This is a genomic window from Tessaracoccus flavescens, assembly GCF_001998865.1.
Taxonomy (GTDB): domain Bacteria; phylum Actinomycetota; class Actinomycetes; order Propionibacteriales; family Propionibacteriaceae; genus Arachnia; species Arachnia flavescens.
In genome coordinates this window covers 92,358-118,682 of sequence record NZ_CP019607.1, presented here as the reverse complement: position 1 = coordinate 118,682, position 26,325 = coordinate 92,358, and the positions used below count along the sequence as shown (strand labels likewise).

Here is a 26,325-nt window from a genome sequence, read left to right as displayed (position 1 = left end):
GTGAACGACATGGACACTGACGACATCCTCGGAATGCTCCAGGAGACGGCCGCCGAGGTCATCACGCCGAAGTTCCGGCAGTTGAGCGACGGCGAGATCGAGGAGAAGAACCCCGGGGACTTCGTCACCGTCGCCGACCGCGAGGCCGAGCAGTACCTCACCCGCCTGCTCAACGCCGCCTTCCCGGGCGCCACCGTCGTGGGGGAGGAGACGGTGTTCCTCGAGCCCGGCCTGCTCAAGGGGCTGCCCAACGCCGATCACGCGTTCATCATCGATCCGATCGACGGCACGAGGAACTTCGTCAACGGCAAGGAGCAGCACGGGGTGATCCTCGCCGAGGTCCGCGGCGGGGTCACGACGCGCGGCTGGATCTGGCAGCCGATGACCGGCCGGGGCTACGTCGCGGAGCGCGGCGCGGGCGTCAGGATGAACGGCGATCCGATCGAGCGCGCATCGCACGACCGGCTCCCGCTCGGAGCGACCTCCAAGAAGAAGCTGCTCGGCTTCGACGCCGACGGTCGACTCAGCCCCGTCGTCTCGAGCAACTTCTGCTGCGCCTTCGACTACCCTGCGCTGCTGCACGGTGACATCGACTTCATCTTCTACTCGTCGGTCCATCCGTGGGACCATCTGGCCGGTGCGCTCATGGTCACCGAGAACGGCGGCATCGCGCGGACCCTCGACGGCATCAGCTACACCCTGCTCTCGCGCTCGCGCGGGCTGCTCGTCGCCGCCGACACGATGAGCTGGATGGCAGCCCAGCAGCTGTGGCCCGTCTGAGATGCCACGCGCCCACGACAAGCCGTCCATCCGCGACGTCGCCGCCCTCGCCGGGGTCTCGTACCAGACCGTCTCGCGCGTGCTCAACGAGCCCCGGCTCGTGCGCCCCGAGACCCTCGCGAAGGTGCAGGCCGCGATCGCCGAGCTCGGCTACCGTCCGAGCCGCGCCGCCCGCTCGCTGGCCCGCAACGACTCGATGACGATCGGGGTGGTCGCGGTACACGCAGCTCTCCTCGGGCCGAACCTGACCGCCCTCGCCATCGACGAGGGGGCTCGCGGCCGCGGTTACACCACCGCATCGGTCACGGTGCGCGACGACCGACCGGCCTCGCTGACCTCGGCCCGCGAACACCTGCTCGGCCTCGGCGTCGACGGCGTCGTCGTGATCGCCTGGTCGGAGGACTCGATGGGGCTTGCCCAGCGCTTCGCAGGTGACATCCCCACCTCCGTCGTGGCCGAGGGCCCCGTCCCGTCCGGGCTCTCCCGCGCGCGGGCCGACAACCGGGGCGGCGCCGAAGAGGCGGTCAGTGCCCTCGTCTCGGCGGGCCGCCGCCGGATCGCCCACCTTGCCGGCCCGGACGACTGGCTCGAGGCCCGCGCCCGGTGCGAAGGCTGGGCGGCCGCGGCGGGGGAGTCGCGCGGCCCGATGGTCACGACCGGCTGGGATCCGTCCGGCGGCTATCGCGGCGTGGACGAGGTGCTCGCCCATGACGACTCCGTCGACGCGATCTTCGCCGCGAACGACCAGGTCGCGGTCGGCGCCCTGAAGCGGTTGGGGGAACTCGGCAAGGCCGTGCCCGACGACGTGGCACTGGTCGGCTACGACGACATCGACGTCGCCGCCTTCCTCAGCGTTCCCCTCGCGTCGGTGCGCCAACCGTTCACAGCGGTCGGTTCTGCTGCGGTCGACCTGCTGTTCGACCTGTTCGACGGCGGAGGATCTGGCGAGCGGCTTTTGCCTTCGCGGTTCGTGTGGCGCGAGTCGGCGGGGTACCAGCCCTAGGAGCCCGTCGACTCCCGGGCAATCACCTCGAAGTCGGCGTCGACCCGCACGAAGCGGTCCGGTTCGTCTGTCCCTTCGACCCGGTTCTGAATGCGGATGGCGAGGAGTTCGACGGCCCGTTCCGCGATCTGCTCGCGCCCGGGGGAGACGGTCGAGAGCGTGGGCGAGGTGAAGGCCGTGTCGTCGATGTCGTCGAAGCCGACCACGGCGACGTCCTCGGGGATGGAACGACCCGCCTCGTGCAGGGCGTGCAGGCACCCGATCGCCAGGGTCGTCACTCATTGCGAAGACGGCGTCGAACCGCGTGCCGGACTCGAGCAGCGCGCGCATCGCGGCAGCGCCCGTCCCACGCTCCCAGAGCCCCGCCTCCCGGATCAGGTTCCGGTCGAGGGGCAGACCGGCGCTGACGAGGGCCCCACGTAGCCGCGTTCGCGCAACGCGGCCGAGCCGACGATCTCTCCGGGATGGCTGCCGAGCAGCGCGATTCCCCTTCGTCCGCGCTCGATCAGGAGGCTCGTCGCGGCCCTGGCGGCCTCGATGTTGCTCATCGACACGTGGTCGTTACCGTGGTCGAAGACGCGTTCGCCGAGGACCACCAGTGGGTAGCAAACGCGCAGTTGGCACACGTCGTCCTCGCCGAGTGCGAGCGGGGAGAAGATCAGGCCGTCCAGCAGGTGGCGGACCGACCCCGTGCAGGACGTCGATCTCGCGGGAGCGTTCGGCGCTGGTCTGCTCGATCAGGATGCGTAGGCCACGCTTCTGCGCCGCGGCGATGACCGAGCCTGCGCGCTCCGCGAAATAGGGGCGCTTGAGTCCGGGAGGGCAAGCCCGATCAGCCCCGTGCGTCCGCGGCGCAGGTTCGGCGCCGTGAGGTTCGGCTCATAGCCGAGCTGGACGATCGCCTTCTCGACCTCCGCCCTGGTGGTTTGCTGATGTGTGGATAGTCGTTGACCACGTTGGAGACGGTCTTGATCGAGACTCCGGCGAGCCTCGCCACATCCTGCATCGGCGTAGCCACTCATGTCCCTTCGTGAGGCCGCGGTTTCCGCCGTCTGTCAGCGTATACCGGGCTCGATCGCCGGCTCGATCGCCATTGACACGATGGAAGCCTGCGGGTACCCTGTGTGTGACCGGTCACATAGGGGTGCGGATCTGTACCGTGAGACACCCCGGAGTTATTGGAGGATGCGATGACGCTGACGCTTACCGAGCTACCCGCTCAGGTGCAGGACGAGGTGGCGCGCACGCGTCAGATCGTCTCCGATCTTCACGCCGAGCTGCCCCGCTGGCAGCTCGTAGTCTGGACCGCGGGCAATGTGTCGCAGCGGATCCGCTGCGCGGACCAGATCGGCGAGGACCTGTTCGTGATCAAGCCCTCCGGCGTCTCCTATGACGAGCTCGGCCCCGACCAGATGGTCGTGTGCACCCTCGACGGCAGGAAGGTCAACGACGGCACGCCCGACGCACTGCAGCCCTCCAGCGACACCGCCGCGCACGCATACGTCTACACGCACATGGACGACTTCGGGGGAGTGGTGCACACGCACTCCACCTACGCGACGGCCTGGGCGGCCCGCGGCGAGGAGATCCCCTGCGTGCTCACCATGATGGCCGACGAGTTCGGCGGCCCCATCCCCGTCGGGCCCTTCGCCCTGATCGGCGACGACTCCATCGGCCGCGGCATCGTCGAGACCCTCAAGGACTCCCGCAGCCGGGCCGTCCTGATGCAGAACCACGGGCCCTTCACGATCGGCAAGGACGGCCGCGACGCCGTCAAGGCCGCAGTGATGTGCGAGGAGGTCGCGCGCACCGTGCACATCTCGCGTCAGTTCGGCGAGCCCGTCCCCATCGCACAGGAGCTGGTCGACTCCCTCTTCGACCGCTACCAGAACGTCTACGGACAGCCAAGGAAGTAGGACCAAGTAGCCATGGAATCCCCGTTCGCCAACCGCAAGATCTGGTTCCTCACCGGATCGCAGGACCTCTACGGTCCCGAGGTGCTCGCCCAGGTCGAGGAGCAGTCGAATCAGGTCGTCGAGAACCTCAACGCCTCCGACGAGCTCCCGGTCGAGATCGAGTGGCGCCCCATCCTCAAGGACCGCGTCGCCATCGAGCGCGCCATGCTCGAGGCCAACGCCGACGCCTCCGTGATCGGCGTGATCACGTGGATGCACACGTTCTCGCCCGCCAAGATGTGGATCCTCGGCATCGGAGCCCTCAGCAAGCCGCTGCTGCACCTGCACACGCAGGCCAACGAGGCCCTGCCGTGGGACACCATCGACATGGACTTCATGAATCTGAACCAGGCCGCGCACGGCGACCGCGAGTTCGGCTACATCGTCAGCAGGCTCGGCAAGCAGCGTAAGATCGTCGTTGGCCACTCGACCAACCCAGACGTCCAGCACAAGATCGCCGTCTGGTCGCGCGCGGCGACGGGCTGGACCGAGCTGCGCGCCCTGCGCCTCACGCGCTTCGGTGACAACATGCGCAACGTCGCCGTCACCGAGGGCGACAAGACCGAGGCGGAGCACAAGCTCGGTGTCAGCGTGAACACGTGGGGCGTCAATGAGCTCGTCGCAGCGGTCGAGGCCGTCGACGACGCGGCCGTCGACGCGCTGTGCGCGGAGTACGAGGAGCTCTACGACGTCGCGGACGAGCTGAAGTCGGGCGGAGAGCGTCATGAGTCGCTTCGTTACGGTGCCCGCCAGGAACTCGCGCTGCGCGCGTTCCTGGAGGAGGTCGGTGCGTTGGCCTTCACCACCACCTTCGAGGACCTTGGCGGCCTCAAGCAGCTTCCGGGCCTCGCCGTCCAGCGCCTCATGGCCGACGGCTACGGCTTCGGTGCCGAGGGTGACTGGAAGACCGCCGTGCTCGTGCGCCTCGCGAAGGTGATGGGCTACGGCCTCCCCGGTGGTGCTTCACTGATGGAGGACTACACCTATGAGCTGACCCCCGGTAAGGAGAAGATCCTCGGCGCCCACATGCTCGAGGTCTGCCCCTCGCTGACCACCTCGAGGCCGACCCTCGAGATCCACCCGCTCGGCATCGGCGACCGCGAGGATCCCGTGCGTCTGGTGTTCAACACCGACCCAGGCGACGGCGTCGTCGTCGCCCTCTCGGACCTGCGCGACCGGTTCCGCATGACGGCCAACCTGGTCGACATCGCCGAGCCGGACGCCCCGCTGCCGAAGCTTCCGGTCGCCCGAGCGGTCTGGGTGCCCCAGCCGAACCTGCCGACCTCTGCAGAATGCTGGATCGCCGCGGGAGCCGCCCATCACACCGTCATGTCGACCGCTGCGGGTCTCGAGGAGTTCCAGGACTTCGCGGACATGGCCGACATCGAACTGGCGCTGATCGACAGCGACACCACCACGCGTGGCTTCGTCAACGAACTGCGATACCAGGCAGTGGTGCACAAGTTCACCGACGGTCTTCGCTGACTGGTAGCTGCTGACGGCCGAGCCTGAGCGATCGTTCAGGCCCGGCCGCTTTCTCGCCCTGGGTCAGACTCCGAAGATCGGGAGCTGACGCTTCGGCTCGATGCCCTTTGCGGCGAGCTCGGCGTAGGCCTTCGGAAGGGCCACCGCGAGCGTCTCGGCCGTGAACGGCCATTCGGTCGCGGTGGCCGCGTCCTCGAGCCTGGTGCCCTGCTGGATCATCATCTCGGTTTGGCTGTAGAGCATCGCGATCTCGGCCCGCTGGATGAAGGCGAAGTCGCGGTCGACCACGGTTCCGTGGCCCGGAACGAAGCGCGTCGAGTCGGTACACGCGCCGAGCACCCCGTCCAGGACGGTCGGCCAGTTGCTCAGCGAGGTCGTCTCGTCGACCTGCGGGTCGCCGCCCTGTTCCAGGAGGTCGCCGACGAAGATCACGTTCTCGCCGGGCACGAACACGATCACGTCGCTGCGGGTGTGGCCCTCGCCGAAGTGCACCAGCTCGACCCGCTGGGCGCCCAGCTGGATGGCGAGCGCCATGGAGAACTGCCGGGTGGGAGTCAGCGAGGTGAGGTCTTCGTGCGCGACGCTGGTCAGCTCCTGCATGCCCGCCAGGCCACCGGTGTGGTCGGCGTGGTCGTGCGTGAGCACCACGTGGGTCACCGGCACCCCGGCCTGCTCCCGCGCGGAGGCGAGCAGCTCGGCGCCCTGTTCTGCGGTGTTGCCGGAATCAATGAGCAGCGCCGCCTCGTCGCCTACCACGAGGCCGACGTTTACGCCGTGTGGCTCGACGGTGGTGACGAAGGTCCGGTCGGTGACGGGGGTCCAAACAGGCGACATGCCTCCATCGTAGAGGCAGCTACACTGGCACTCGACATGCGCGAGTGCCAGCCGGAGGAGGGAAGAGTCGTGCTCGACGATCGGAAGCTCGATGTGCTCAAGGCCGTCGTCACCGACTACGTCTCCAGCCGGGAGCCGGTCGGGTCGAAGGCCCTTGTCGAGCGCCACCAGTTGAAGGTGTCGGCCGCGACCGTCCGCAACGACATGGCGGCGCTCGAGGAGGAGGGCTACATCACGCAGCCCCACACCAGCGCGGGCCGCATCCCTACGGACAAGGGCTACCGCCTCTTCGTCGACCGTCTCGCCAACATCAAGCCGCTCTCCCAGGCCGAGCGGGTGGCGATCACCAGCTTCATGAACGGCACCGCCGACATCGACGACCTCGTCGGACGCACCGTCCGCCTGCTGGCCCAACTCACCCGACAGGTCGCGATCGTGCAGTACCCCCCCGGTGCAGCGCGACGACGTCCGCCACCTCGACCTCGTGCCGCTGACGAGCGAACGCCTCCTCGTCATCGTGGTGTCGTCGTCGGGCCGGGTGGATCAGACCGTTCTCGACGGCCCCGTGCTCGATGAGGTGCGCCTCTCCCAGCTGCGCCAGCGCCTGAGTTCCGTGACGATCGGCCGCTCCACCGCTGACGTCGCCTCATCCATGGCGGGCTTCGTCGACACCCTGCCTCCGGAGGACAGGGGACTCGCGGCGCCCGTCGTCGCCGCGGTCCTCGAGGCGATGGCGACAGAGCCCGCCTCGCAGGTCCTCGTCGCCGGGGTGCCGAACCTGGCGGGAGCCGAGTTCGAACAGAACCTCCGCCCGCTGCTCGAGGCCCTCGAGGAGCAGGTCGTGCTCATGCGGCTGCTCGGCGAGGCCGCCGGCGACGACGTCACCGTGCGGATCGGGCAGGAGAACACCACCCAGGGTTTCCATTCCACGAGCCTCGTCGCAAGCGGCTACGGCTCGGACCTCCATGCGAGCCTCGGGGTGGTCGGCCCCACACGCATGGACTATCCGTCGACCATCGCAGCGGTGCGAGCCGTTGCGCGTTACGTGAGCAGATTCCTCAACGAAGGCTGAAACACATACCGATATGAGCAAGGACTACTACGAGATCCTCGGCGTGGAACGCGACGCGACCCCCGAGGCCATCAAGAAGGCCTACCGTCGCCGCGCCATGAAGGTGCACCCCGATGTCGTGCCCGACGACGCGGAGGCCGCAGAGAAGTTCAAGGAACTCAGCGAGGCCTACGAGGTGCTGAGCGACACGAACAAGCGCGCCGTCTTTGACCGCGGCGGTGACCCCATGGCGGGCGGGGCCGGCGGCGCAGGGTTCTCCGGCTTCGGCGGAGGCTTCCCGGGCGGCTTCGACTTCACCAACCTCGTCGACGCCATGTTCGGCACCGCAAGCAGGCGCGGCCCCCGTTCGCGGGTGCGGCCCGGTCAGGACGCCCTCGTCCGGCTCAACCTCACCCTCGCGGAGGCGGCCTTCGGCACCACCAAGGCGATCAAGGTGCAGACGGCAGTCGTGTGCCCCAAGTGCTCCGGGAAGGGCGGCGAGCCTGCCTCCGAGCCCGTGACCTGCGGCACCTGTGACGGCTCCGGCGAGGTGACCCAGATCGAGCGCGGCTTCTTCGGCGATGTGCGCAGCACCCGCGCCTGCCCGACCTGCCGGGGCTACGGCACGATCATCCCCAACCCCTGCACCGAGTGCTCGGGCGAGGGCCGCGTCCGCACCACCCGCACCCTGCAGGTCAAGGTCCCGGCAGGCGTCAGCACCGGCATCCGGATCCACCTCGAGGGCCAGGGCGAGGTCGGCCCGGGCGGAGGCCCCGCAGGCGACCTGTACGTCGAGCTGGCCGTCACCGAGCACGACACCTTCCGTCGCGACGGCGACAACCTCGAGATGGTCGTCAAGCTGCCCATGACGGCGGCAGCGCTCGGTACGACCGTCGACATCGCGACCCTCGAGGCCGAATGGGAGAACTCGGACGTCGAGGACCGCAAGGTCGCCGTCGAAGTTCCCGCGGGAACCCAGTCCGGCACGCGCATCGCGCTGAAGGGGAGTGGCGTGCCGAGGCTGCGCGGAGGCGGTAGGGGCGACCTTGGCGTCACCCTGCTCGTCGAGACCCCCACCAAGCTCAACGATCGCCAGCGCGAACTCCTGCGCCAACTGGCCGAGGAGCGCGACGAGTCGCGCCCCGAGGCCGTCGCGGCCAAGGCGGGCAAGGGCGTCTTCGGCAAGCTCTCCGAGTGGTTCTCGTGACCGACCCGCTGTTCCTCGTCGACTTCGACGAGGCCACCCCTGGTCAGCGCATCCTACTGACCGGCGACGAGGCGCACCATGCGGTCGCCGTCAAGCGGATCACCGTTGGCGAGACGGTCATGCTGTGCAACGGGCGCGGCCTCGCCGTGCGCGGCCCCGTGGCCGACACGGGCCGTCGCGAGCTGAGCGTCCAGGTGTCCGAGGTGCTCGCCCCCGAGCCGACGAGGCTCACCTGGACTCTGGTCCAGGCCCTCGCCAAGGGAGAGCGCAGCGACCTCGCCGTGCAGATGGCCACCGAGGTCGGGGCCCGCAGGATCATCGCCTGGCAGGCGTCGCGTTCCATCGTGCGCTGGCAGGGCGAGCGTGGAGAGAAGGCGCTCGACAAGTGGCGGGCGACGGCGCGCGAGGCGGCCAAGCAGTCCCGCCGCCTCTGGGTGCCAGAAGTCACCTTCGCCACCACGGCCGACCTCATCGCCGCGGTCTCCCACGCCGACCTCGCGCTGGTGCTGCACGAGGAAGCCACCGCGCACATCGCCTCGGTGGGACTCCCGCAGGAGGGCACGGGGCTCGTCATCGTCGGACCTGAAGGCGGCATCAGCCCGGAAGAGCTCGACCGCTTCATCGAGGCGGGCGCGCGGGCCGTGAGCATCTCCGACGGCGTGCTGCGCACCTCGACGGCCGGTGCCGTCGCGCTCGGCCAGCTCGACACGCTGGGGAGGTGCTCGTGAGCTTCTCCTTCGACGTCACCCACCGTCTCGAAGGCGCCCCCGGCCGCGCCGGTGCGATCCACACCCCGCACGGCGACATCGAGACCCCCGCGTTCGTCGTGGTCGGAACCAAGGCCACAGTCAAGGCCGTCCTGCCCGAGTCCGTCTCCGATCTCGGTGCTCAGGCGGTGCTCGCCAACGCGTACCACCTCTACCTGCAGCCAGGCTCCGACCTGATCGACGAGGCGGGCGGTCTTAGCACCTTCATGAACTGGCCTGGGCCGACCTTCACCGACTCGGGCGGCTTCCAGGTGATGAGCCTCGGCGCCGGGTTCAAGAAGGTCCTCGCCATGGACACCGCCGGCCTGCAGAACGACGACGTGATCGCCGAGGGCAAGACCCGGATGGCCCACGTCGACGAGGACGGCGTCACCTTCAAGTCGCACCTCGACGGCAACCGCCACCGGTTCACCCCGGAGATCTCGATGCGGATCCAGCACGAGTTGGGTGCCGACATCATGTTCGCCTTCGACGAGCTCACCACCCTGATGAACACCCGGGCCTACCAGGAGTCCTCGGTCGAGCGGACCCACCGCTGGGCCGAGCGCTGCCTCGCCGCCCACGCCCAGCTGACCACCGAACGCGCTGACAAGCCCTACCAGGCCCTCTTCGGAGTCATCCAGGGCGCGCAGTACGAAGACCTGCGCCGCGCCGCCGCCCGGGGCCTCGCCTCGCTCGAGGTCGACGGGCAGGCCTTCGACGGCTTCGGTCTGGGCGGCGCGCTCGAGAAGGAGAACCTCGGCACCATCATCGGCTGGATGGTCGACGAACTGCCAGAGGACAAGCCGCGACACCTGCTCGGCATCTCCGAGCCGGACGACTTCTTCGCCGCGATCGAGATGGGCGCAGACACCTTCGACTGCGTCAACCCCTCACGCGTGGCCCGCAACGCCGCCATCTACACCGCGGACGGGCGCTACAACGTCAACACGGCCCGCCACCGTCGCTCCTTCATTCCGCTGGAGGAGGGGTGTGACTGCTACACCTGCACCCACTACACCCGGGCCTACCTGCACCACCTGTTCAAGGCGAAGGAGATGCTCGCCTCGACGTTGGCGACCATCCACAACGAGCGGTTCACCGTCCGCCTGGTCGACAACATCCGGGCGGCGCTGAAGGCCGGGCAGTTCCACGCCTACAAGGACGAGTTCCTCGGCAGGTTCTACTCGGCGTAACTGGGTTCGCGGCGCTTGACCATCCGGATCACCTGGTACGTGACGGGCAGGAACAGCGCCTCGATCGCCACCTTGTAGACATAGCCGACGATGACGTAGTTGAGCAGCGTCCCTCCGGTGATGATGCCTGCGAAGGCCACGACGCAGAAGATTGTCGTGTCGGCAGCCTCACCGACCAGCGTCGAACCGAGCAGCCGCGCCCACAGCGAGCCCTCCTTCGTGCGCCGCTTCAACCGGACGAGCACCCAGGCGTTGAGCAGTTGGCCGACCGCGTATCCGAGCAGCGACGCGACTACGATCCGCGGGACGAACCCGAGCACCGCGACGAAGGCCTCCTGGTTCGGCCAGTCCGCGGCAGGGGGAGCCGCGCCGACGACAAGGAAGGTCAGCGACGCGACGACCGAGGTCGCGAAACCGATCGCGATAGCGCGCCGCGCTCCGCGCCAGCCGTAGACCTCCGCGAGCACGTCTCCCAGCACGTAGGTGAGGGGGAACAGCAGCGCGCCCCCGTCGGTGATGATCGGCAGCACAGGAAAGCCGAACAGGTCGACCTCGGGCCCGAACTGGATCAGCTTGACCGCGGCGACGTTCGAGATCAGCAGCAGGCAGCAGAACAGCGCGACCACGACGTCGTAGACGCCGCGGGGTCGCTCGGCGAACCGGGGGTGGGGGGACTGACTGCTTGGCACCGGGGCAGTCTACGCGGCCGGAGAGAGGCAGTCCCGCGCGTTGTGGCTCGCGCGCGGCCCTGTGGTGGCAAGATCTGTGCATGGACGAGTTGCAGAACGAAGCAGTCCCGGAGGACTCCGAGCAGCTCGACCAGTTGCAGCCCGATGACTCGCTCATCAACAGGGGAGTCAAGGATGTCCTGGACGAGGGCTACATCGCCCCGGACAACTGGTCGCCCGGCCAGGGGTTCGGCAACACCCCTGCCGAGATGCGCCAGGGCGAGACCATCGAGATGCGGATGAAGCAGGAGGAACCCGAGCGGCCTGCGTCCCAGGCGAACTGGAACCCCAACGGTGAGAACCGGCAGGTGGGCGGCGAGCGGGCCGGGCGGTTGATGTCCGTGCAGGGCAGCGGCCGGGAGGACACGCTCGGCGTCGACGTCGGCATCAGCGGTGGCGCGGCGAGCGCCGAGGAGGCGGCGATGCACATCATCTCCGACGACGAGGACGAGGACGGCGTCCTCGACTGACCCCTCCACAAGGGCGGTAGACTTGCCTGGTTCGCGGCCGTGAGACGCGGCCCTCGACCCACAAGGACACACCCTGACTAGCAACCCGTTGGACCAGCAGCCCGCAAGCCGCACCGTCGCGGTTCCCGCATCGATCGACATGATCAACCTGCTCGGACCCCGCGACGACTTCCTGCGGATCCTCGAAGAGCAGCTCCAGGCCGACCTGCACGTGCGGGGCGCACGGATCACCCTCTCGGGTGAGGCTGCCGATGTCGCGAAGGCCGCCGAGGTACTCGGCGAACTCATCACCATCCTGCGCACCGGACAGGGCCTGACCGGCGAGACTGTCGAGCGCGTGATCCAGATGAGCGAGGACCCGACCGCTGCCGCGTCGGAGATCCTCACCCAGAACATCGTCTCCTCGCGCGGCAAGACCGTCCGGCCGAAGACGCTCAACCAGAAGCGCTACGTCGACGCCATCGACCGCCACACGGTCGTCTTCGGAATCGGTCCTGCAGGCACGGGTAAGACCTACCTCGCCATGGCGAAGGCCGTGCAGGCGCTGCAGGCAAAGCAGGTCAGCCGGATCATCCTCACCCGACCCGCCATCGAGGCGGGGGAGCGGCTCGGCTTCCTCCCAGGAACCCTCAACGACAAGATCGACCCGTATCTGCGTCCTCTCTACGACGCGCTGCACGACATGGTCGACGCCGACTCGGTGCCGAAGCTGCTGACCTCGGGCACCGTCGAGGTTGCCCCGCTCGCCTACATGCGTGGCCGCACCCTCAACGACGCCTTCATCATCCTCGACGAGGCGCAGAACACCTCGATGGAACAGATGAAGATGTTCCTCACCCGACTCGGCTTCGGCTCGAAGGTGGTCGTGACCGGAGACGTCACCCAGATCGACCTGCCCGGTGGCATCAAGTCGGGCCTGCGAGGGGTGCAGCAGGTGCTCGAGGGGCTCGACGACATCGCGTTCTGCAATCTGACCGCCCGTGACGTGGTGCGCCACAAACTGGTTGGCCGTATCGTTGCCGCGTACGACCAGTTCGAGAGCCTCAACCAGGACCGGAGGACGCAGCGGTGATCGACATCAACAACGAGTCCGGCATCGAGGCCGACGAACTCGGACTCGTTGCACTGTCGCGCTACGCGCTCGACCAGCTGCGCATCCATCCTCAGGCAGACCTCTCCATCGTGCTGGTCGACGAGGAGACGATGACGCAGTACCACGAGCGGTTCATGGACCTTCCCGGGCCGACCGACGTGATGAGCTTCCCGATGGACGAGCTCCGCTCGCCCGCCGACGACGAGGAGCCCCCGATGGGGCTGCTGGGTGACATCGTGATCTGCCCGCAGGTCACCTCGCGCCAGTCGGTCGAGAACGGGCGGGAGCCGGACGCCGAGATCGAGTACCTCTTGATCCACGGCCTGCTGCACCTGCTCGGCCACGATCATGCCGAACCGGAGGAGAAGGCGGTCATGTTCGCCCTCAACGACCGGATCATCGCAGGCTGGGAGATGGCGCGCACCACCCGATCGGCACCGTGACCACCTCGCAGCTGAGCCGCAGCCTCGGCACCTGGGACGCCATCGCGATCGGCGTCGCGTCCATGGTCGGGGCCGGAGTGTTCGTCGTGTGGGGACCCGCCACCGCCGCCGCAGGCTCGCTGCTACCGCTCGCCCTCGTGCTCGCCGCCGTCGTGGCATGGTGCAACGCCTCGAGTTCCGCCCAGTTGGCCGCCCAGTATCCGCAGGCCGGCGGCACCTACGTGTACGGCCGTCAACGGCTCGGACACTGGCCCGGCTACCTGGCGGGCTGGAGCTTCGTGATCGGCAAGACGGCCTCGTGCGCGGCCATGTCGCTCGCCTTCGCCGCCTACCTCGTGCCCGAACCGTTGCTGCGCCCCGTCGGCATCGCGATCATGTGGGGGCTGGTGCTGATCAACTGCCTAGGCGTCACCCGCACCGCGCTGCTCGCCAAGATCTTCGCGGTGCTCGCCCTCGCGGGCATCACGGCCGCTCTCGCCGTCGGGTTCGCGGACGGCCCGAAGTCGGCGTCCTTCGGGTGGGGCGATGGGCCGATGGGCGGCGCCTACGGGGTGCTGCAGGGTGCCGGTCTTCTCTTCTTCGCGTTCGCCGGGTACGCCCGGGTCGCCACCATGGGTGAAGAGGTGCGCGAGCCCCGCCGCACCATCCCCCGCGCCATCCTCGCAGCGCTGGCGATCGCGCTCGTCATCTATGCGGTCGTGGCCGCAAGCCTCCTGCTGCTGATCGGTCCTGGCGCGCTCGCCTCGATGAGTGCTCCGCTGACGGCGCTCGTCGAGTCGCACCCCGTGGCGCGGATCGTGCTGACGGTCGGTGCATCGGCTGCCATCGCCGGGGCACTGCTCGGGCTGCTCTCCGGCATCGGCCGAACCTGGCTCGCCATGGCGCGCGAGGGCGACCTCCCGCGCTGGTTCGCCGTCACCCATCCCCGCACGAAGGTCCCGCATCGCGTGGAGCTCACCCTCGGCGTCGTGTTGACGGTGATCGTGCTGGTCGCCGACCTCCGGGGCGCGATCGGGTTCTCGTCGTTCGCGGTGCTGTTGTACTACCTCGTAGCCAACGTGTCGGCCTTCACCCAGGACGACGGCGAGCGGCGCTACCCGAAGGCGTGGCAGGTGCTCGGCGCCCTCCTGTGCCTCGTGCTCGCGGCGACCCTCCCCATCGGATCGGTCGTCGGTGGGCTGATCGTGCTCGCGGTCGGCGTCCTGTGGCGCCTGCTCAGCAGGCGCGCACTGCGGTAGAATTCCGCGAGATTACTGTTCGTCGAGTCAAGCGAGTTGATCGGTTCCCGTGTCCCAGTCCGAGTGGATTGAGCTAGGTGTCGCGCTCCTGTGCGCCATCGGAGCCTCGCTCCTGGCCGCCGCGGAGACGGCACTCAGCGTCATCACCAGGTCCAGAGCCGAGCGCATGGTTGAGCAGGGGGAGCGTGGGGCCGAGCGGATCCGTCTGATCGCCCAGGATCCAGCCCCGTCGATCAACGCCGTCATGTTCACCAGGATGGCGCTGGAGACCGCGTCCATCGTGGTCGCCTCCATCGTCATGTTCACCCAGTTCGATGCCGACTGGACACGGGCGCTCGTCACGATCGCCATCATGCTGACCATCTCCTTCATCCTGTGGGGTGTCGCACCGCGCACCCTCGGCAGGCAGAACCCCGAACGCACGCTGCGCATGTTCGGCCCGCTGATCAGCGCTCTGACCACGGTGCTCGGCCCCGTCGCGCAGCTGATGATCCTGATCGGCAACGCGTTGACGCCAGGGCGTGGCTACACCGACGGACCCTTTGCGACGGAGGCCGAGCTGCGCGACCTCGTCGACATGGCCGAGGCGAATGAGCTGATCGAGGCTGGCGAGTCGAAGATGATCCACTCGGTGTTCGAGCTCGGCGACACGATCGTCAAGGAGGTCATGGTTCCGCGCACGGACATGGTCTACATCCCCCAGGACAGGACGCTGCGCCAGCTCCTGTCGCTCGCGCTGCGCTCCGGGTTCTCCCGGATCCCGGTGATCGGCCAGAACCTCGACGACGTGCTCGGGGTGGTCTATCTGAAGGACGTCACCAAGCGGATCTACGACTTCCCGGACGCCGAACGGCAGGAGCGGGTCGCCGACCTGATGCGACCGGCAGCCTTCTGCCCGGACTCGAAGCCGGTCAGCGAACTCCTGCATGACATGCAGCTCAGCCACTCCCACCTCGTGATCGTGGTCGACGAGTTCGGCGGCACGGCAGGGCTCGCCACGATCGAGGACATCCTCGAGGAGATCGTGGGCGAGATCGTCGACGAGTACGACCAAGACGCCCCGGCCGTCGCTGAGCTGGGGGAGGGGCGCTACCGCGTCTCCTCGCGGTTGCCGCTTGACGAGCTCGGGGCGCTGTTCGACCTCGACATCGACGACGACGACGTCGAGACGGTCGGAGGCCTCATGGCAAAGCAGCTGAACCTCGTGCCGATCCCCGGATCGCGCACCGTCTACGGCAACATCGAACTGATCGCCGACCGTGCGATCGGACGGCGCCACCAGATCGGCACCGTCCTCGTCCGCCAACTCAGCGACGAGGAGCTCGCCGAGCACCATCACCACGAAGGGGAATCCCACGATGACTGAGCAGTTCCATTCCGGGTTCGCCTGTTTCGTCGGCCGCCCCAATGCGGGCAAGTCGACCCTGACCAACGCGCTCGTCGGCCAGAAGATCGCCATCGCCTCGAGCAAGCCCCAGACGACCCGCCACGTCGTGCGCGGCATCATCACGGAGCCTGAGGGCCAACTGGTCCTGATCGACACCCCCGGGCTGCACCGGCCGCGCACGCTGCTCGGACAGCGGCTCAACGACCTGGTCTTCGAGACCTGGGCAGAGGTCGACGTGGTCGGCGTCTGCCTGCCGTGCGACCAGCGGATCGGTCCCGGCGACAAGTTCATCATTCAGGAGTTGGCAAAGCTCGAGCGTCGACCGATCTTGGTGGCGCTCGCCACCAAGACCGACCTCGTCAGCAAGGAGCGACAGCTCTCGCACCTCGTGGACGTGGCCGCTGTCGCGGAGGAACTCGGCATCGAGTGGGCCGAGGTGATTCCCTGCTCCGCCACCTCCGGAGACAACGTCGCCCTCGTGCGGGAGAAGCTGATCAACCTCCTGCCCGAGGGCCCCATGTACTACCCGGACGGCGAGATCACCGACGAGCCGACCGAGACCCTGATCGCGGAGCTCATCCGCGAGGCGGCGCTCGAGGGGGTCCGCGACGAGCTTCCGCACTCCATCGCGGTCACCATCGACGAGATCCTGCCGAGGCCCGACCGACCTGAGGACAAGCCGCTGACCGACGTCTTCGCCTCCATCGTGGTCGAGCGCGAGTCGCAGAAGGGGATCATCATCGGCCACAAGGGCGCGCGGCTCCGCGAGATCGGAACCAACGCCCGCGAACAGATCAACCGACTGCTCGGGACGCGCGTCCACCTGAACCTTCACGTGAAGGTGCTCAAGGAGTGGCAGCGCGACGCGAAGTACCTCAACCGGCTCGGATTCTGACCCGAAACGCTCACCGTACGGTGAGCGTTTCCTCTGCGCGGCCACTTGGCCTGATGGTCCCCGTCGAGCGTAAACGCGCAGACTTTCTGCGCGAACGAGCAGCTTCAGTAACTATTCGGTTACGACGTTTTGGGGAAGGTTCCCAAAAAGCCCCACCGCTTTCTAATATCTCCGCATCAGCCATTTCTGGCTGTCCTTGACCTGAAGGAAGGAAGCACACGTGAACAAGCGTGTCCTGAAGCTCAGCGCGGCCGCCATCGTCGGCGTCTTCGCGCTCTCCGCCTGTGGCAACAACGGCTCGGGCGACCCCACGAACGGCGCCACCAGCGCAGGCGGCGACACCCCGGCGGCGGTCGATCCGACGAACCTCGAGACCAAGATCAGCATCCTCGCCCCGTCGTACTCCGATTCGTCGCAGGCCGACTGGCAGAAGATCATCGACAAGTTCAACGAGACCTACCCCAAGGTTGAGGTCGATCTCCAGATCGAGGGTTGGGAGGGCTTCACAGAGAAGATCTCCGCCCGCATCCAGGCCGGCGACTACCCGGACATCCTCAACGACAACGCCTTCGCCGGCTCGGCCGATGCCGACCTGCTGTACCCGATCGACGAGGTGATGAGCGCCGAGACCATCGCCACCATCGAACCCTCGCTGCTTGCCAACGGCGTCGGCGCCGACGGCACCCAGTGGGCGGCCCCCGACATCGCCTCGGCCCGCATGCTGATCTACAACACCGACCTCTTCGAGAAGGCGGGCATCGCCGCGCCGCCGAAGAGCTGGGCCGAGATGGAGGACGCAGCGAAGAAGCTCGTCGCCCTCGGTGACGGCGTCGTCGGCTACGGCATGCCGCTGGGCAACGAAGAGGCGCAGGTCGAGTCGTCGCTGTGGCTCTGGGGCGCTGGAGGCACCTGGGTCGACGGTGAGAAGCTGGTCGCCAACACCCCGGAGGCCGTCGAGGCCTTCACCCAGATGAAGAAGTTCCACGCCGACGGCCTGACCCAGCCGAGGCTGGAGGACAACCGCCAGGACGTCGCCAACGTGATGCAGGCCGGCAAGCTCGGCATGATCGTCGGCCACTCGCAGATTGTCGCCGACTCCGAGGCGAAGGGCGTCAAGGTCGCGCTCGCACCGGTGCCGGACAAGGACGGCGGCGACGGCGTCGCCACCGGCGTGACCGACTTCATCATCGCGTTCAACAACGACGACGCCGACCGCAAGGCCGCCACCGGTGCGTTCCTCGACCTGATGTACTCCGACGAGATGTACGAGGGCTGGTACAAGGGCACCAAGCTGCTGCCGGTGACCACCTCGCAGATCGAGAAGGCGAAGGCTGACGCCACCACCGACAACGAGAAGGGCTTCCTGGAGGCGCTCAGCATCGTGAAGTTCCTCCCCGTCGGCAACTCCTCGTGGGACGCGCTCCAGACCGCGCTCCAGGGCTCGGCCTACAAGGTCGGCACTGAAGATCCCGCCGCACTGCTCGAACAGATCGAGGCGCAGGTCGCCGCTCAGGGCTGACGCTCCACCTGACTGACGGGAGGCGCGCCACAGCGTGCGCCTCCCGTCACCAAGCGGTGCGTTTCAGAAAGGTACCTCCTTGTCACACAACGCCAACACCGAGGTCGCGGTCGGCACAGCGAAGAAGTCCCGTGGGCTACGTGACACCGTCACGGCCCTGCCCTGGCTCCTCCCGACCCTGATCCTGATCTGCGGTGTCGTCCTGTACCCGGCAGGGCTCATGGTCTACACCTCGTTCTTCAAATACAACAAGCAGGGCATCCGCAAGGGCGACGACCCGATCGGCCTCGACAACTACATCGGCAAGGCGGGCGCGCTCACCTTCCCGGGTGTGCCGATCGGCCGGATCCTGATGAACACCGTCGTGTGGGTCGTGGTCGTCGTGATCGTCACGGTGCTGCTGTCCCTGCTGCTCGCGCAGTTCCTGAACAAGCCGTTCCGCGGCCGCAAGCTGCTGCGCCTGTTCGTGATCCTTCCCTGGGCCTGCTCGGTCGTCATGACCGCGACCGTCTTCCGCTACGGCCTCCAGGAGAACGTCGGCCTGTTCAACCGGCTGATGGTCGACACCGGCATCCTCGAGACCACACGGGCGTGGACGAAGGATCCGACCAGCGCCTTCTGGGTCGCTGTGTTCGTCGCGGTCTACGTGTCTCTTCCGTTCACCACCTACACGATCCTCGCGGGCCTGCAGTCCGTGCCGGACGAGGTGCTCGAGGCCGCACACGTGGACGGTGCCAACCCGGTTCAGCGCTACGCCCAGATCGTGCTGCCGCTGCTGCGCCCCGCCATCGCGACCGCCGCGCTGATCAACATCATCAACGTGTTCAACTCGCTGCCGATCCTGAGGCTGCTGCAGGAGACGCCGGGCTACCACACAGGACACATCACGACGACGCTGATGTACGAGTACCAGCGCTCCCTCGGCCCCGGCGTCTCGTCGGCGCTTTCCGTCCTGAATTTCCTCTTCTGCCTGGTGATCATCGCGATCTACCTGGCCGTCGTGAAGCCGACCAAGGAGGTGGACTGACATGGCCAAGCGTCAACAGGGCATCCACAAACGGCCGAATCCGTGGCTGATCGCACTTGGCTCCCTCGCGGTGGTGATCTTCTTCGGCTTCCCGTACGCGCTGATGCTGATCACCTCGCTCAAGACCCGGCTCGAGGTCACCGACATCCCGCCGGTGTACTTCCCGGAGAAGCCGCAGTTCAGAAACTACATCGACGTGTGGTTCTCCGAGGTCAACCCGGCGGCGTCCCTGCTCTCGACGGTCGTGATCGCGTTCGGCGCCACGATCCTCGTGCTGCTCGTCGCCACCCCGGCCGCCTACTACGTGGCGCGGTTCCGGTTCCCGGGACGTCTCGTGTTCATGCTGCTCGTGCTGATCACCCAGATGCTGCAGCCCACCGTCCTTGCCGTCGGCCTCTACCAGGAGTTCCGCGGCTGGAAGGGCTACGCCGTCTGGGCGGCTCTGATCCTGATCAACGCGGCGTTCAACCTGAGCTTTGCGATCTGGATCATGCAGGCGTTCTTCGCCTCCGTCCCGAAGGAGATCGATGAGGCGGCCCTGATCGACGGGCTCGGACGCCTCCAGACGATGTTCAGGATCTCGCTTCCGCTGGTGTGGCCGGGGATCGTGACGGCGATCGTGTTCGTGTTCGTGAACTCGTGGAACGAGTATGCGGCCGCGCTGATCCTCGTGCAGCAGCAGGACCTTCAACCGCTGACCGTCTCGATGCCGCGCTTCCTCGGCCTGTACATCCAGGACTGGCAGTATCTCTTCACGGTGGCGCTGATCGCCATCGTGCCGGTGGTCATCTTGTTCAGCATCATCGAGAAGCGCCTGATCGGCGGCCTCACCGCCGGCGCAGGCAAGTGATCGCAACACGCCGAATCGGCTGAATCGACGGCGGGGAGGGAGCATCGGCCCCCCTCCCCGCCGTTGTCATCCACGCTGTCCACATCGCGGTGAGAACCCTGTCGGCGGTGGTCTGCCCGGTGCTAGTGTGTGCGACGTGGCACAGCACACCCTGCTCCTTGGCTGCCGCAGCGAGGCTCGATAACTTGAGCCGGATCTCCTCGCTGCGGTGCATGTTCGTGTCTGGCGCCAACCCCTCAGCCCAGGAGAATTCCAGATGACTCAGTTCAACACCCGTCCTCAGCCTAAGCCTGTGCAGCAGCCGACGCCGATGCCGGTGGGCCGTTACACCCCCTTTGTCCCCGTGGACGTACCCGACCGCACCTGGCCCGCAAAGCGGATCGAGCAGGCGCCGCGCTGGCTGTCGACCGACCTGCGCGACGGCAACCAGGCGCTGATCGATCCCATGACGCCCACCCGCAAGATGCGCATGTTCGAGCTGCTCGTCGGCATGGGGTACAAGGAGATCGAGGTCGGGTTCCCGTCCGCCTCACAGACCGACTTCGACTTCGTGCGTCAGCTCATCGAGGGCGACAAGATCCCAGACGATGTCACCATCTCGGTCCTGACGCAGGCCCGCGAGGACCTGATCTCGCGCACCGCCGAGTCCCTGATCGGTGCCCACCGCGCGACGATCCACATGTACAACGCGACCGCGAAGCTGTTCCGCGACGTCGTGTTCCGGATCTCCGAGGCCGAATGCGTCGACCTGGCCACCCGCGGCACCGAGCTCGTGATGAAGTACGCCGACCAGCACCTGCGCGACGTCGAGTTCGGATACGAGTACTCGCCGGAGATCTTCACCCAGACCCCCACCGAGTTCGCCGTCGAGGTCTGCAACCGGGTGGCCGACGTCTGGCAGCCGGGGGAGGGTCGCGAGATCATCTTCAACCTGCCCGCTACGGTCGAGCGCTCCACCCCCAACACCTATGCGGACCAGATCGAGTACTTCATCCGCAACGTCCGCAACCGCGAACACGTCGCCGTGTCCCTGCACCCGCACAACGACAGGGGCACCGCGGTGGCCGCGGCAGAGCTCGGCCAGATGGCAGGTGCCGACCGTGTCGAGGGCTGCCTGTTCGGGCACGGCGAGCGCACCGGCAACGTCGACCTGGTCACGCTGGCGCTGAACCTGTACACCCAGGGCATCGACCCCCGGGTCGACCTGAGCGACATCGACCATGTGCGTCGCACCGTCGAGTACTGCACCGGGCTGCCGGTGCATCCGCGCCATCCCTACGCAGGGGATCTCGTCTACACCGCCTTCTCCGGCTCCCATCAGGACGCCATCAAGAAGGGGCTCGAGCACCTGGAGCGCGCAGCTGAGGAGGCGGGCACGACCGTCGCGGAGATGCCGTGGGAGGCGCCCTACCTGCCGATCGACCCGCACGACGTCGGACGCACCTACGAGGCCGTCATCCGGGTCAACTCGCAGTCCGGCAAGGGTGGCATGGCCTACCTGATGAAGAGCGAGTTCAAGCTGGACCTGCCGCGCCGCCTGCAGATCGAGTTCTCGCGCGTCGTGCAGCAGCACACCGACATCGAGGGAGGCGAGGTGGTGCCGCAGCAGATCTTCGACATCTTCGAGCGCGAGTACCTCTCTGAGGGCGACTGGAAGCTGATCGCCGCGGGCTCGACCTCCAGCAACGGCCAGTTCCACGTCACTGCGACCGTCGACGGCCCGACCCGCAAGGGCGTCGAGATCGAGGGCGAGGGCAACGGTCCCGTGTCGGCCTTCGTCGACGCCCTCAGCCGCGAGGGTGCCAACGTCCGCGTGCTGGACTACGCCGAGCATGCGCTCGACGCGGGTGGTGACGCGAAGGCGGCCGCCTACGTCGAGTGTGAGGTCGGCGAGGGTGACGACGCCGTCGTGCTGTGGGGCGTCGGCATCGACCCGAGCATCACGAGCGCCTCGATGAAGGCGATCCTGAGCGCGCTGAACCGCGCAACCCGCTGAGTCGACACGCGCCGCCCCTGCCCGCGTGGGCAGGGGCGGTTTCGTCTGCTGGTGAGCGTGGCGACGGGCCAGCCCGCCGGCGTTGGCATAGGGTGCACGGCATGGGACTGCTCGGCGGTGCAGAGGGCGAGGTGTCGGTAGGCTGGCTCCCATGCCCGAGCTCACCGACCGCGTCTCCGGTGACGCAGACAGCCTCTACGCACACTTCCAGGCCTGGGCAGAAGATCAGGGCATCTCCCTCTACCCGCACCAGGACGAGGCCGCCATCGAGCTCTTCTCTGGCAACAACCTGATCCTCGCGACGCCCACTGGATCGGGGAAGTCGATGGTGGCCCTCGCCGCGCACTTCGCCGCCCTCGCCACAGACCGGGTCAGCTTCTACACCGCACCCATCAAGGCGCTCGTCTCCGAGAAGTTCTTCGCCCTGTGCCAGGTGTTCGGCGCGGAGAACGTGGGCATGGTCACCGGCGACGCGTCGGTCAACGCCGACGCGCCCATCATCTGCTGCACGGCTGAGGTGCTGGCCAACATCGCCCTGCGCGAGGGCGAAGGAGCCGACGTCGGCATGGTGATCGCCGACGAGTTCCATTTCTACTCCGAGCCGGACCGCGGGTGGGCCTGGCAGGTGCCGCTGCTCGAGCTCCCGCAGGCTCAGTTCCTGCTGATGAGCGCCACCCTGGGCGACGTGTCGGCGATGGCGGAGCAGTTGAGCGAACGCACGGGTCGATCCACCAGCCTGATCGACGACGCGGAGCGGCCCGTCCCGCTCGTGTTCGAGTACTCGATGACCCCCATCCAGGAGAAGGTCGTCGACCTCGTCCAGGAGATGAAGGCGCCGGTCTACATCGTCCACTTCACGCAGGCCGACGCCCTCGAACGGGCCCAGGGCCTGCTCAGCGTCAACCTGATCACCCGCCACGACGCCGACCGGATCGCCGAGGAGATCGGAGCCTTCCGCTTCGGGCCGGGATTCGGGAAGATCCTCTCGGGGCTGGTGCGTCGAGGCATCGGCGTGCACCACGCAGGCATGCTGCCGAAGTACCGGCGCCTGGTCGAGCAGCTCGCCCAGACCGGCCTGCTGAAGGTGATCTGCGGCACAGACACCTTGGGCGTCGGGATCAACGTGCCGATCCGTACCGTCTTGTTCACCGGACTCTCGAAGTACGACGGCAACCGCGTGCGTAAGCTCCGCTCCCGCGAGTTCCACCAGATCGCCGGACGTGCGGGGCGGGCAGGGTTCGACACCGTCGGCTTCGTGGTGGTCCAGGCACCCGAGCACGTGATCGAGAACGAGAAGGCGATCGCCAAGGCAGGCGACGACCCCAAGAAGCGCAAGAAGGTCGTCCGCAAGAAGGCCCCCGACGGCTTCGTCGGCTGGAACGAGGAGAGCTTCGACAAGATCATCGTCGCCGAGCCAGAGAACCTGACCAGCCGGATGCAGGTCACCCACGGCATGCTGCTCAACGTCGCGCAGAGGCCGGGCAACAGCTATGCGGCCATGAAATCGCTGATCGAGTCGAGCCACGAGACCCGCGACAAGCAGCGCATCCTGAAGCGACGTGCGCTCTCCCTGACCCGCGGACTGCTTCAGTCGGGCGTGCTGGTCAAACTCGCTGAGCCCGACGCCAACGGGGGCTGGTGCGTCATGGCCGAGTCGGTGGGTGAGGACTTCGCCCTCAACCAGCCCCTCGCACCTTTCGCCGTTGCCTCGCTAGACCTGCTCGACCGTGACTCGCCGACGTACCATCTCGACATTGTCTCGATCCTGGAGGCCGTCCTCGAGGACCCCTTCCAGGTGCTGCTCGCCCAGCAGTTCCAGGCCCGCGGCGAGGCCGTCGCCCAGATGAAGGCCGATGGGATCGAGTACGACGAACGGATGGAACTGCTCGAGGAGGTGACCTGGCCGAAACCCCTCGCGGAGCTGCTCGAGCACGCGATCGGCATCTACGCCCAGTCGCACCCTTGGGTGGACGCCACCGCGCTTTCTCCCAAGTCGGTTGTGCGCGACATGTGGGAGCGGGCGATGAACTTCACGCAGCTGATCTCCTTCTACAAGCTCCAGCGCAGCGAGGGCACGGTCCTGCGCTATCTCTCCGACGCCTACCGCGCGCTGCGCCACACGGTCCCGGACGAGTTCCGCGACGAGAGTTTCGACGACCTCGTCGAGTGGCTGGGGGAGACGGTCAGGCAGACCGACTCGTCCCTCCTCGACGAATGGGAGGCGCTCACCGATCCGGAGAAGGTCGCTGCTGCGGCCGAACTCGCGGCCCAGGGCGCCCCGCCCCCGCCGCCGCGCCCGGTGACGGGCAACGAGCGTGCCTTCACCGCGATGGTCCGCACCGCGATGTTCCGGCGCGTCGAGCTGGCCGCCCTCGACCGGTGGGAGGAACTCGGACGCCTTGAGGAGTCGGCAGCCCAGCTCGCGGAGCCCCCGCTTGAGGTCGTGATGGATGCCGAGGCGTGGGACGAGTCTCTGGCCGGCTACTGGGACGAGCACGACTCGATCGGCACCGGGGGAGCCGCCCGCGGGCCGCATCTCTTCCAGATCGACAAGGGGCGTGAGCACTGGCGCGTCACGCAGATCATTGACGACCCGGCGGCAGACCACGACTGGCGCATCGTCGCCGACGTCGACCTTCCCGCGAGCGACGCGGCCGGCGCCGCGATCGTCAGGGCGACCGCCTTCGAGCGGCTCGACGGCTGATCCGGACACGCGAGAGCGCCCTCCCGAGCTGACTCGGGAGGGCGCTTTCTGTCTGGTCAGGCGAACCGGACCAGGTTGTTGAACACCCAGCGTTGCTGGGCAACGGATCTGGAAACGCTCAACAAAAATGGGCGTAGCCGGAGGTTCAGGCGGAGCCGAAGCGACGCTCGCGTGTCGCGTACTGTTCGATCGCGCCCCACAGGTCCCTGCGGTCGAAGTCGGGCCACAGGCGGTCGAGGAAGATCAACTCGGCGTAGGCGGACTGCCAGAGCAGGAAGTTCGACGTGCGCTGCTCGCCGGATGACCTGACGAACAGGTCGACGTCCGGGATCTCGGGCTCGTCCAGGAACTTCGCGAAGCGGGCCTCCGTGAGTCGGTCGGGATCGAGCTTGCCCTCGGCCGCCTGACGGGCGATCTCGCGTGCCGCGTCGACGATCTCGGCCCTGCCGCCGTAGTTGACGCAGAACTGCAGGGTGAGGGTGTCGTTGTGCCTGCTCATCTCCTCGGCGACCTCGAGCTCCTTGATCACCGAGCCCCACAGCCTCGGACGGCGACCCGCCCAGCGGATGCGGACGCCGAGGTCGTTGAGCTCGTCGCGACGTCGGTGGATGACATCGCGGTTGAAGCCCATCAGCCACCGCACCTCGTCAGGGGAGCGCTTCCAGTTCTCGGTGGAGAAGGCGTAGGCAGAGAGGTACGGGATGCCGATCTCGATGGCGCCGTGGATCACGTCAAGCAGCGAGGCCTCGCCCATGGAATGGCCCTCAGTGCGCTTCAGCCCGCGCTCCTTGGCCCAGCGGCCGTTGCCGTCCATGACGATCGCCACGTGGCGGGGGAGCGCCTTGGCAGGCAGTCGCGGGGGGACCGCACCGCTTGGATGGGGCGTTGGGCGACGGCGAGGCTCTGGCACATCAGCAGTTTAGTGGCGTCGGTTCGGCCCATGTGCGGCCTCGCCTCACGGCGCGGGTTCCGTGGCCCGCCTACACTCGGGTTCCGTGCCCACCTACCGTGACGAAGCCGTGGTGCTGCGGACCCACCAGCTCGGTGAGGCCGACCGCATCATCACGCTGCTGACCCGCACCCACGGGAAGGTCCGCGCCGTCGCGAAGGGGGTGCGGCGCACGTCGAGCAAGTTCGGCGGTCGGCTCGAACCGTTCCAGCACATCGACATCCAGTTCGCGGAGGGTCGTGGCTCGCTCGAGGTGGTGACCCAGGTCGAGGCGCTGCACGCCAGCCGCCTGTCTGGTGACTACGCCAGTTTCACCGCGGCCGAGGTCCTCGTGGAGACGACCGACCGGCTCGTCGCGGAGGAGGGTGTCGCGTCGCTCCAGCAGTACCGCCTGCTGCTCGGGGCCCTGCTCGCGCTCGAGCGCGGCGACCTCCCCGCCCCGCTGATCGTCGACTCGTTCCTGCTCCGGGCACTTGCCATCGCCGGCTACGCGCTCGCGACGACCGAGTGCGCAGGCTGCAGCTCGGCCGATGTGCACTGGTTCTCGCCGCAGGGGGGCGGCGCGGTGTGCACAGCGTGCAGGACCCCGGGGTCGGCCACCCTGGACGACGACACCGTCGCGCATCTCGGGGCGCTGCTCGCAGGCGACTGGGCGGCCGTGCTGGCCACCGCCCGTCAGACGGCGACGCGCTGCGACGGCATGGTCGTCGCGTACGCGACGTGGCACCTGGACCGCGCGTTGCGCTCCCTGCCCTACTTCGAGCGCTGA

General features: G+C 67.7%; 25 protein-coding genes and 1 pseudogene. 20 read left to right on the top strand and 6 right to left on the bottom strand.

From position 1 onward, the window contains the following. Positions 1-9: 9 nt before the first annotated feature. Both BW733_RS00570 and BW733_RS00565 read left to right on the top strand, forming a co-directional pair. Positions 10-780 (top strand): inositol monophosphatase family protein, encoded by a 771-nt coding sequence (locus tag BW733_RS00570; RefSeq protein WP_077346956.1) that lies wholly within the window; start codon positions 10-12, stop codon positions 778-780. Between the two features lies 1 nt (position 781). Further along, complete coding sequence (locus tag BW733_RS00565) at positions 782-1,783, top strand: LacI family DNA-binding transcriptional regulator (protein WP_077346954.1); 1,002 nt, start codon at positions 782-784, stop codon at positions 1,781-1,783. Here the strand turns inward: BW733_RS00565 and BW733_RS18725 are convergent. The 3 genes from BW733_RS18725 to BW733_RS19935 form a co-directional block, all read right to left on the bottom strand. Then, positions 1,780-2,061: a substrate-binding domain-containing protein gene (locus BW733_RS18725; protein WP_202970243.1), complete on the bottom strand. Its 282-nt coding sequence runs from the start codon at positions 2,059-2,061 to the stop codon at positions 1,780-1,782. The two genes, BW733_RS00565 and BW733_RS18725, sit on opposite strands and share 4 nt — an antisense overlap. Positions 2,062-2,157: 96 nt before the next feature. Further along, entirely contained in the window at positions 2,158-2,331 is a 174-nt protein-coding gene (locus BW733_RS18720; RefSeq protein WP_202970242.1) for a hypothetical protein, read from the bottom strand. Between the two features lie 284 nt (positions 2,332-2,615). After that, a complete protein-coding gene (locus tag BW733_RS19935; protein ID WP_418361337.1) occupies positions 2,616-2,789 on the bottom strand; it encodes a LacI family DNA-binding transcriptional regulator in 174 nt (57 codons plus the stop codon). Between the two features lie 184 nt (positions 2,790-2,973). On the opposite strand from BW733_RS19935, the gene BW733_RS00555 reads away from it, so the two are divergent. Together BW733_RS00555 and araA are read left to right on the top strand one after the other, a co-directional pair. Next, entirely contained in the window at positions 2,974-3,699 is a 726-nt protein-coding gene (locus BW733_RS00555) for an L-ribulose-5-phosphate 4-epimerase (protein WP_077346952.1), read from the top strand. 12 nt (positions 3,700-3,711) lie between these two features. Beyond that, positions 3,712-5,223: an L-arabinose isomerase gene (gene araA, locus BW733_RS00550; RefSeq protein ID WP_077346950.1), complete on the top strand. Its 1,512-nt coding sequence runs from the start codon at positions 3,712-3,714 to the stop codon at positions 5,221-5,223. Positions 5,224-5,286: 63 nt separating this feature from the next. Here the strand turns inward: araA and BW733_RS00545 are convergent, their stop codons facing one another. Then, positions 5,287-6,057 carry an MBL fold metallo-hydrolase gene (locus BW733_RS00545; protein ID WP_077346948.1) on the bottom strand — a complete coding sequence of 257 codons (771 nt, stop codon included), beginning with the start codon at positions 6,055-6,057 and terminating at the stop codon, positions 5,287-5,289. 69 nt (positions 6,058-6,126) lie between these two features. On the opposite strand from BW733_RS00545, the pseudogene hrcA reads away from it, so the two are divergent. The 4 genes and pseudogenes from hrcA to tgt all read left to right on the top strand — a co-directional run bounded on the left by hrcA (position 6,127) and on the right by tgt (position 10,257). Continuing rightward, positions 6,127-7,129, top strand: a pseudogene (gene hrcA / locus BW733_RS00540) (heat-inducible transcriptional repressor HrcA). Between the two features lie 13 nt (positions 7,130-7,142). Beyond that, the gene (gene dnaJ, locus BW733_RS00535) at positions 7,143-8,315 is read left to right on the top strand and encodes a molecular chaperone DnaJ (protein WP_077346946.1); all 1,173 of its coding nucleotides are present in this window, start codon (positions 7,143-7,145) and stop codon (positions 8,313-8,315) included. After that, on the top strand, positions 8,303-9,043 hold the full coding sequence (locus BW733_RS00530; protein ID WP_335755084.1) for a 16S rRNA (uracil(1498)-N(3))-methyltransferase: 741 nt from the start codon (positions 8,303-8,305) through the stop codon (positions 9,041-9,043). The genes dnaJ and BW733_RS00530 overlap by 13 nt, the downstream gene beginning before the upstream one ends. Further along, complete coding sequence (gene tgt, locus BW733_RS00525; RefSeq protein WP_077352593.1) at positions 9,040-10,257, top strand: tRNA guanosine(34) transglycosylase Tgt; 1,218 nt, start codon at positions 9,040-9,042, stop codon at positions 10,255-10,257. The genes BW733_RS00530 and tgt overlap by 4 nt, the downstream gene beginning before the upstream one ends. Here the strand turns inward: tgt and BW733_RS00520 are convergent. After that, positions 10,245-10,946: a queuosine precursor transporter gene (locus tag BW733_RS00520; protein ID WP_077346944.1), complete on the bottom strand. Its 702-nt coding sequence runs from the start codon at positions 10,944-10,946 to the stop codon at positions 10,245-10,247. The genes tgt and BW733_RS00520 overlap by 13 nt on opposite strands. Positions 10,947-11,026: 80 nt before the next feature. On the opposite strand from BW733_RS00520, the gene BW733_RS00515 reads away from it, so the two are divergent. The 11 genes from BW733_RS00515 (at position 11,027) to BW733_RS00460 (ending at position 24,607) form a co-directional block, all read left to right on the top strand. Then, positions 11,027-11,455 carry a DUF5709 domain-containing protein gene (locus BW733_RS00515; protein WP_077346942.1) on the top strand — a complete coding sequence of 143 codons (429 nt, stop codon included), beginning with the start codon at positions 11,027-11,029 and terminating at the stop codon, positions 11,453-11,455. A gap of 139 nt (positions 11,456-11,594) precedes the next feature. Next, positions 11,595-12,527: a PhoH family protein gene (locus tag BW733_RS00510; RefSeq protein WP_077352591.1), complete on the top strand. Its 933-nt coding sequence runs from the start codon at positions 11,595-11,597 to the stop codon at positions 12,525-12,527. Then, positions 12,524-12,991, top strand: coding sequence for an rRNA maturation RNase YbeY (gene ybeY, locus BW733_RS00505; RefSeq protein WP_077346940.1), 468 nt, complete (start codon positions 12,524-12,526; stop codon positions 12,989-12,991). The genes BW733_RS00510 and ybeY overlap by 4 nt, the downstream gene beginning before the upstream one ends. After that, positions 12,988-14,229 (top strand): APC family permease, encoded by a 1,242-nt coding sequence (locus BW733_RS00500; RefSeq protein ID WP_237268254.1) that lies wholly within the window; start codon positions 12,988-12,990, stop codon positions 14,227-14,229. The genes ybeY and BW733_RS00500 overlap by 4 nt, the downstream gene beginning before the upstream one ends. Positions 14,230-14,278: 49 nt before the next feature. Continuing rightward, entirely contained in the window at positions 14,279-15,595 is a 1,317-nt protein-coding gene (locus BW733_RS00495) for a hemolysin family protein (protein WP_077346936.1), read from the top strand. Further along, positions 15,588-16,511, top strand: a complete 924-nt coding sequence (gene era / locus BW733_RS00490; RefSeq protein WP_077346934.1) for a GTPase Era — start codon at positions 15,588-15,590, stop codon at positions 16,509-16,511. The genes BW733_RS00495 and era overlap by 8 nt, the downstream gene beginning before the upstream one ends. A gap of 220 nt (positions 16,512-16,731) precedes the next feature. Then, positions 16,732-18,030: an ABC transporter substrate-binding protein gene (locus BW733_RS00485; RefSeq protein ID WP_077346932.1), complete on the top strand. Its 1,299-nt coding sequence runs from the start codon at positions 16,732-16,734 to the stop codon at positions 18,028-18,030. Between the two features lie 79 nt (positions 18,031-18,109). After that, positions 18,110-19,057: a carbohydrate ABC transporter permease gene (locus tag BW733_RS00480; RefSeq protein WP_077346931.1), complete on the top strand. Its 948-nt coding sequence runs from the start codon at positions 18,110-18,112 to the stop codon at positions 19,055-19,057. Between the two features lies 1 nt (position 19,058). Beyond that, on the top strand, positions 19,059-19,907 hold the full coding sequence (locus tag BW733_RS00475) for a carbohydrate ABC transporter permease (protein ID WP_077346929.1): 849 nt from the start codon (positions 19,059-19,061) through the stop codon (positions 19,905-19,907). 256 nt (positions 19,908-20,163) lie between these two features. Next, positions 20,164-21,903 carry a 2-isopropylmalate synthase gene (gene leuA / locus BW733_RS00465; protein ID WP_077346925.1) on the top strand — a complete coding sequence of 580 codons (1,740 nt, stop codon included), beginning with the start codon at positions 20,164-20,166 and terminating at the stop codon, positions 21,901-21,903. Between the two features lie 151 nt (positions 21,904-22,054). After that, the gene (locus BW733_RS00460) at positions 22,055-24,607 is read left to right on the top strand and encodes a DEAD/DEAH box helicase (RefSeq protein ID WP_077346923.1); all 2,553 of its coding nucleotides are present in this window, start codon (positions 22,055-22,057) and stop codon (positions 24,605-24,607) included. Positions 24,608-24,752: 145 nt separating this feature from the next. Here the strand turns inward: BW733_RS00460 and BW733_RS00455 are convergent, their stop codons facing one another. Next, a complete protein-coding gene (locus BW733_RS00455; RefSeq protein ID WP_077346921.1) occupies positions 24,753-25,517 on the bottom strand; it encodes an isoprenyl transferase in 765 nt (254 codons plus the stop codon). 85 nt (positions 25,518-25,602) lie between these two features. On the opposite strand from BW733_RS00455, the gene recO reads away from it, so the two are divergent. Then, entirely contained in the window at positions 25,603-26,325 is a 723-nt protein-coding gene (gene recO / locus BW733_RS00450; protein ID WP_077346919.1) for a DNA repair protein RecO, read from the top strand.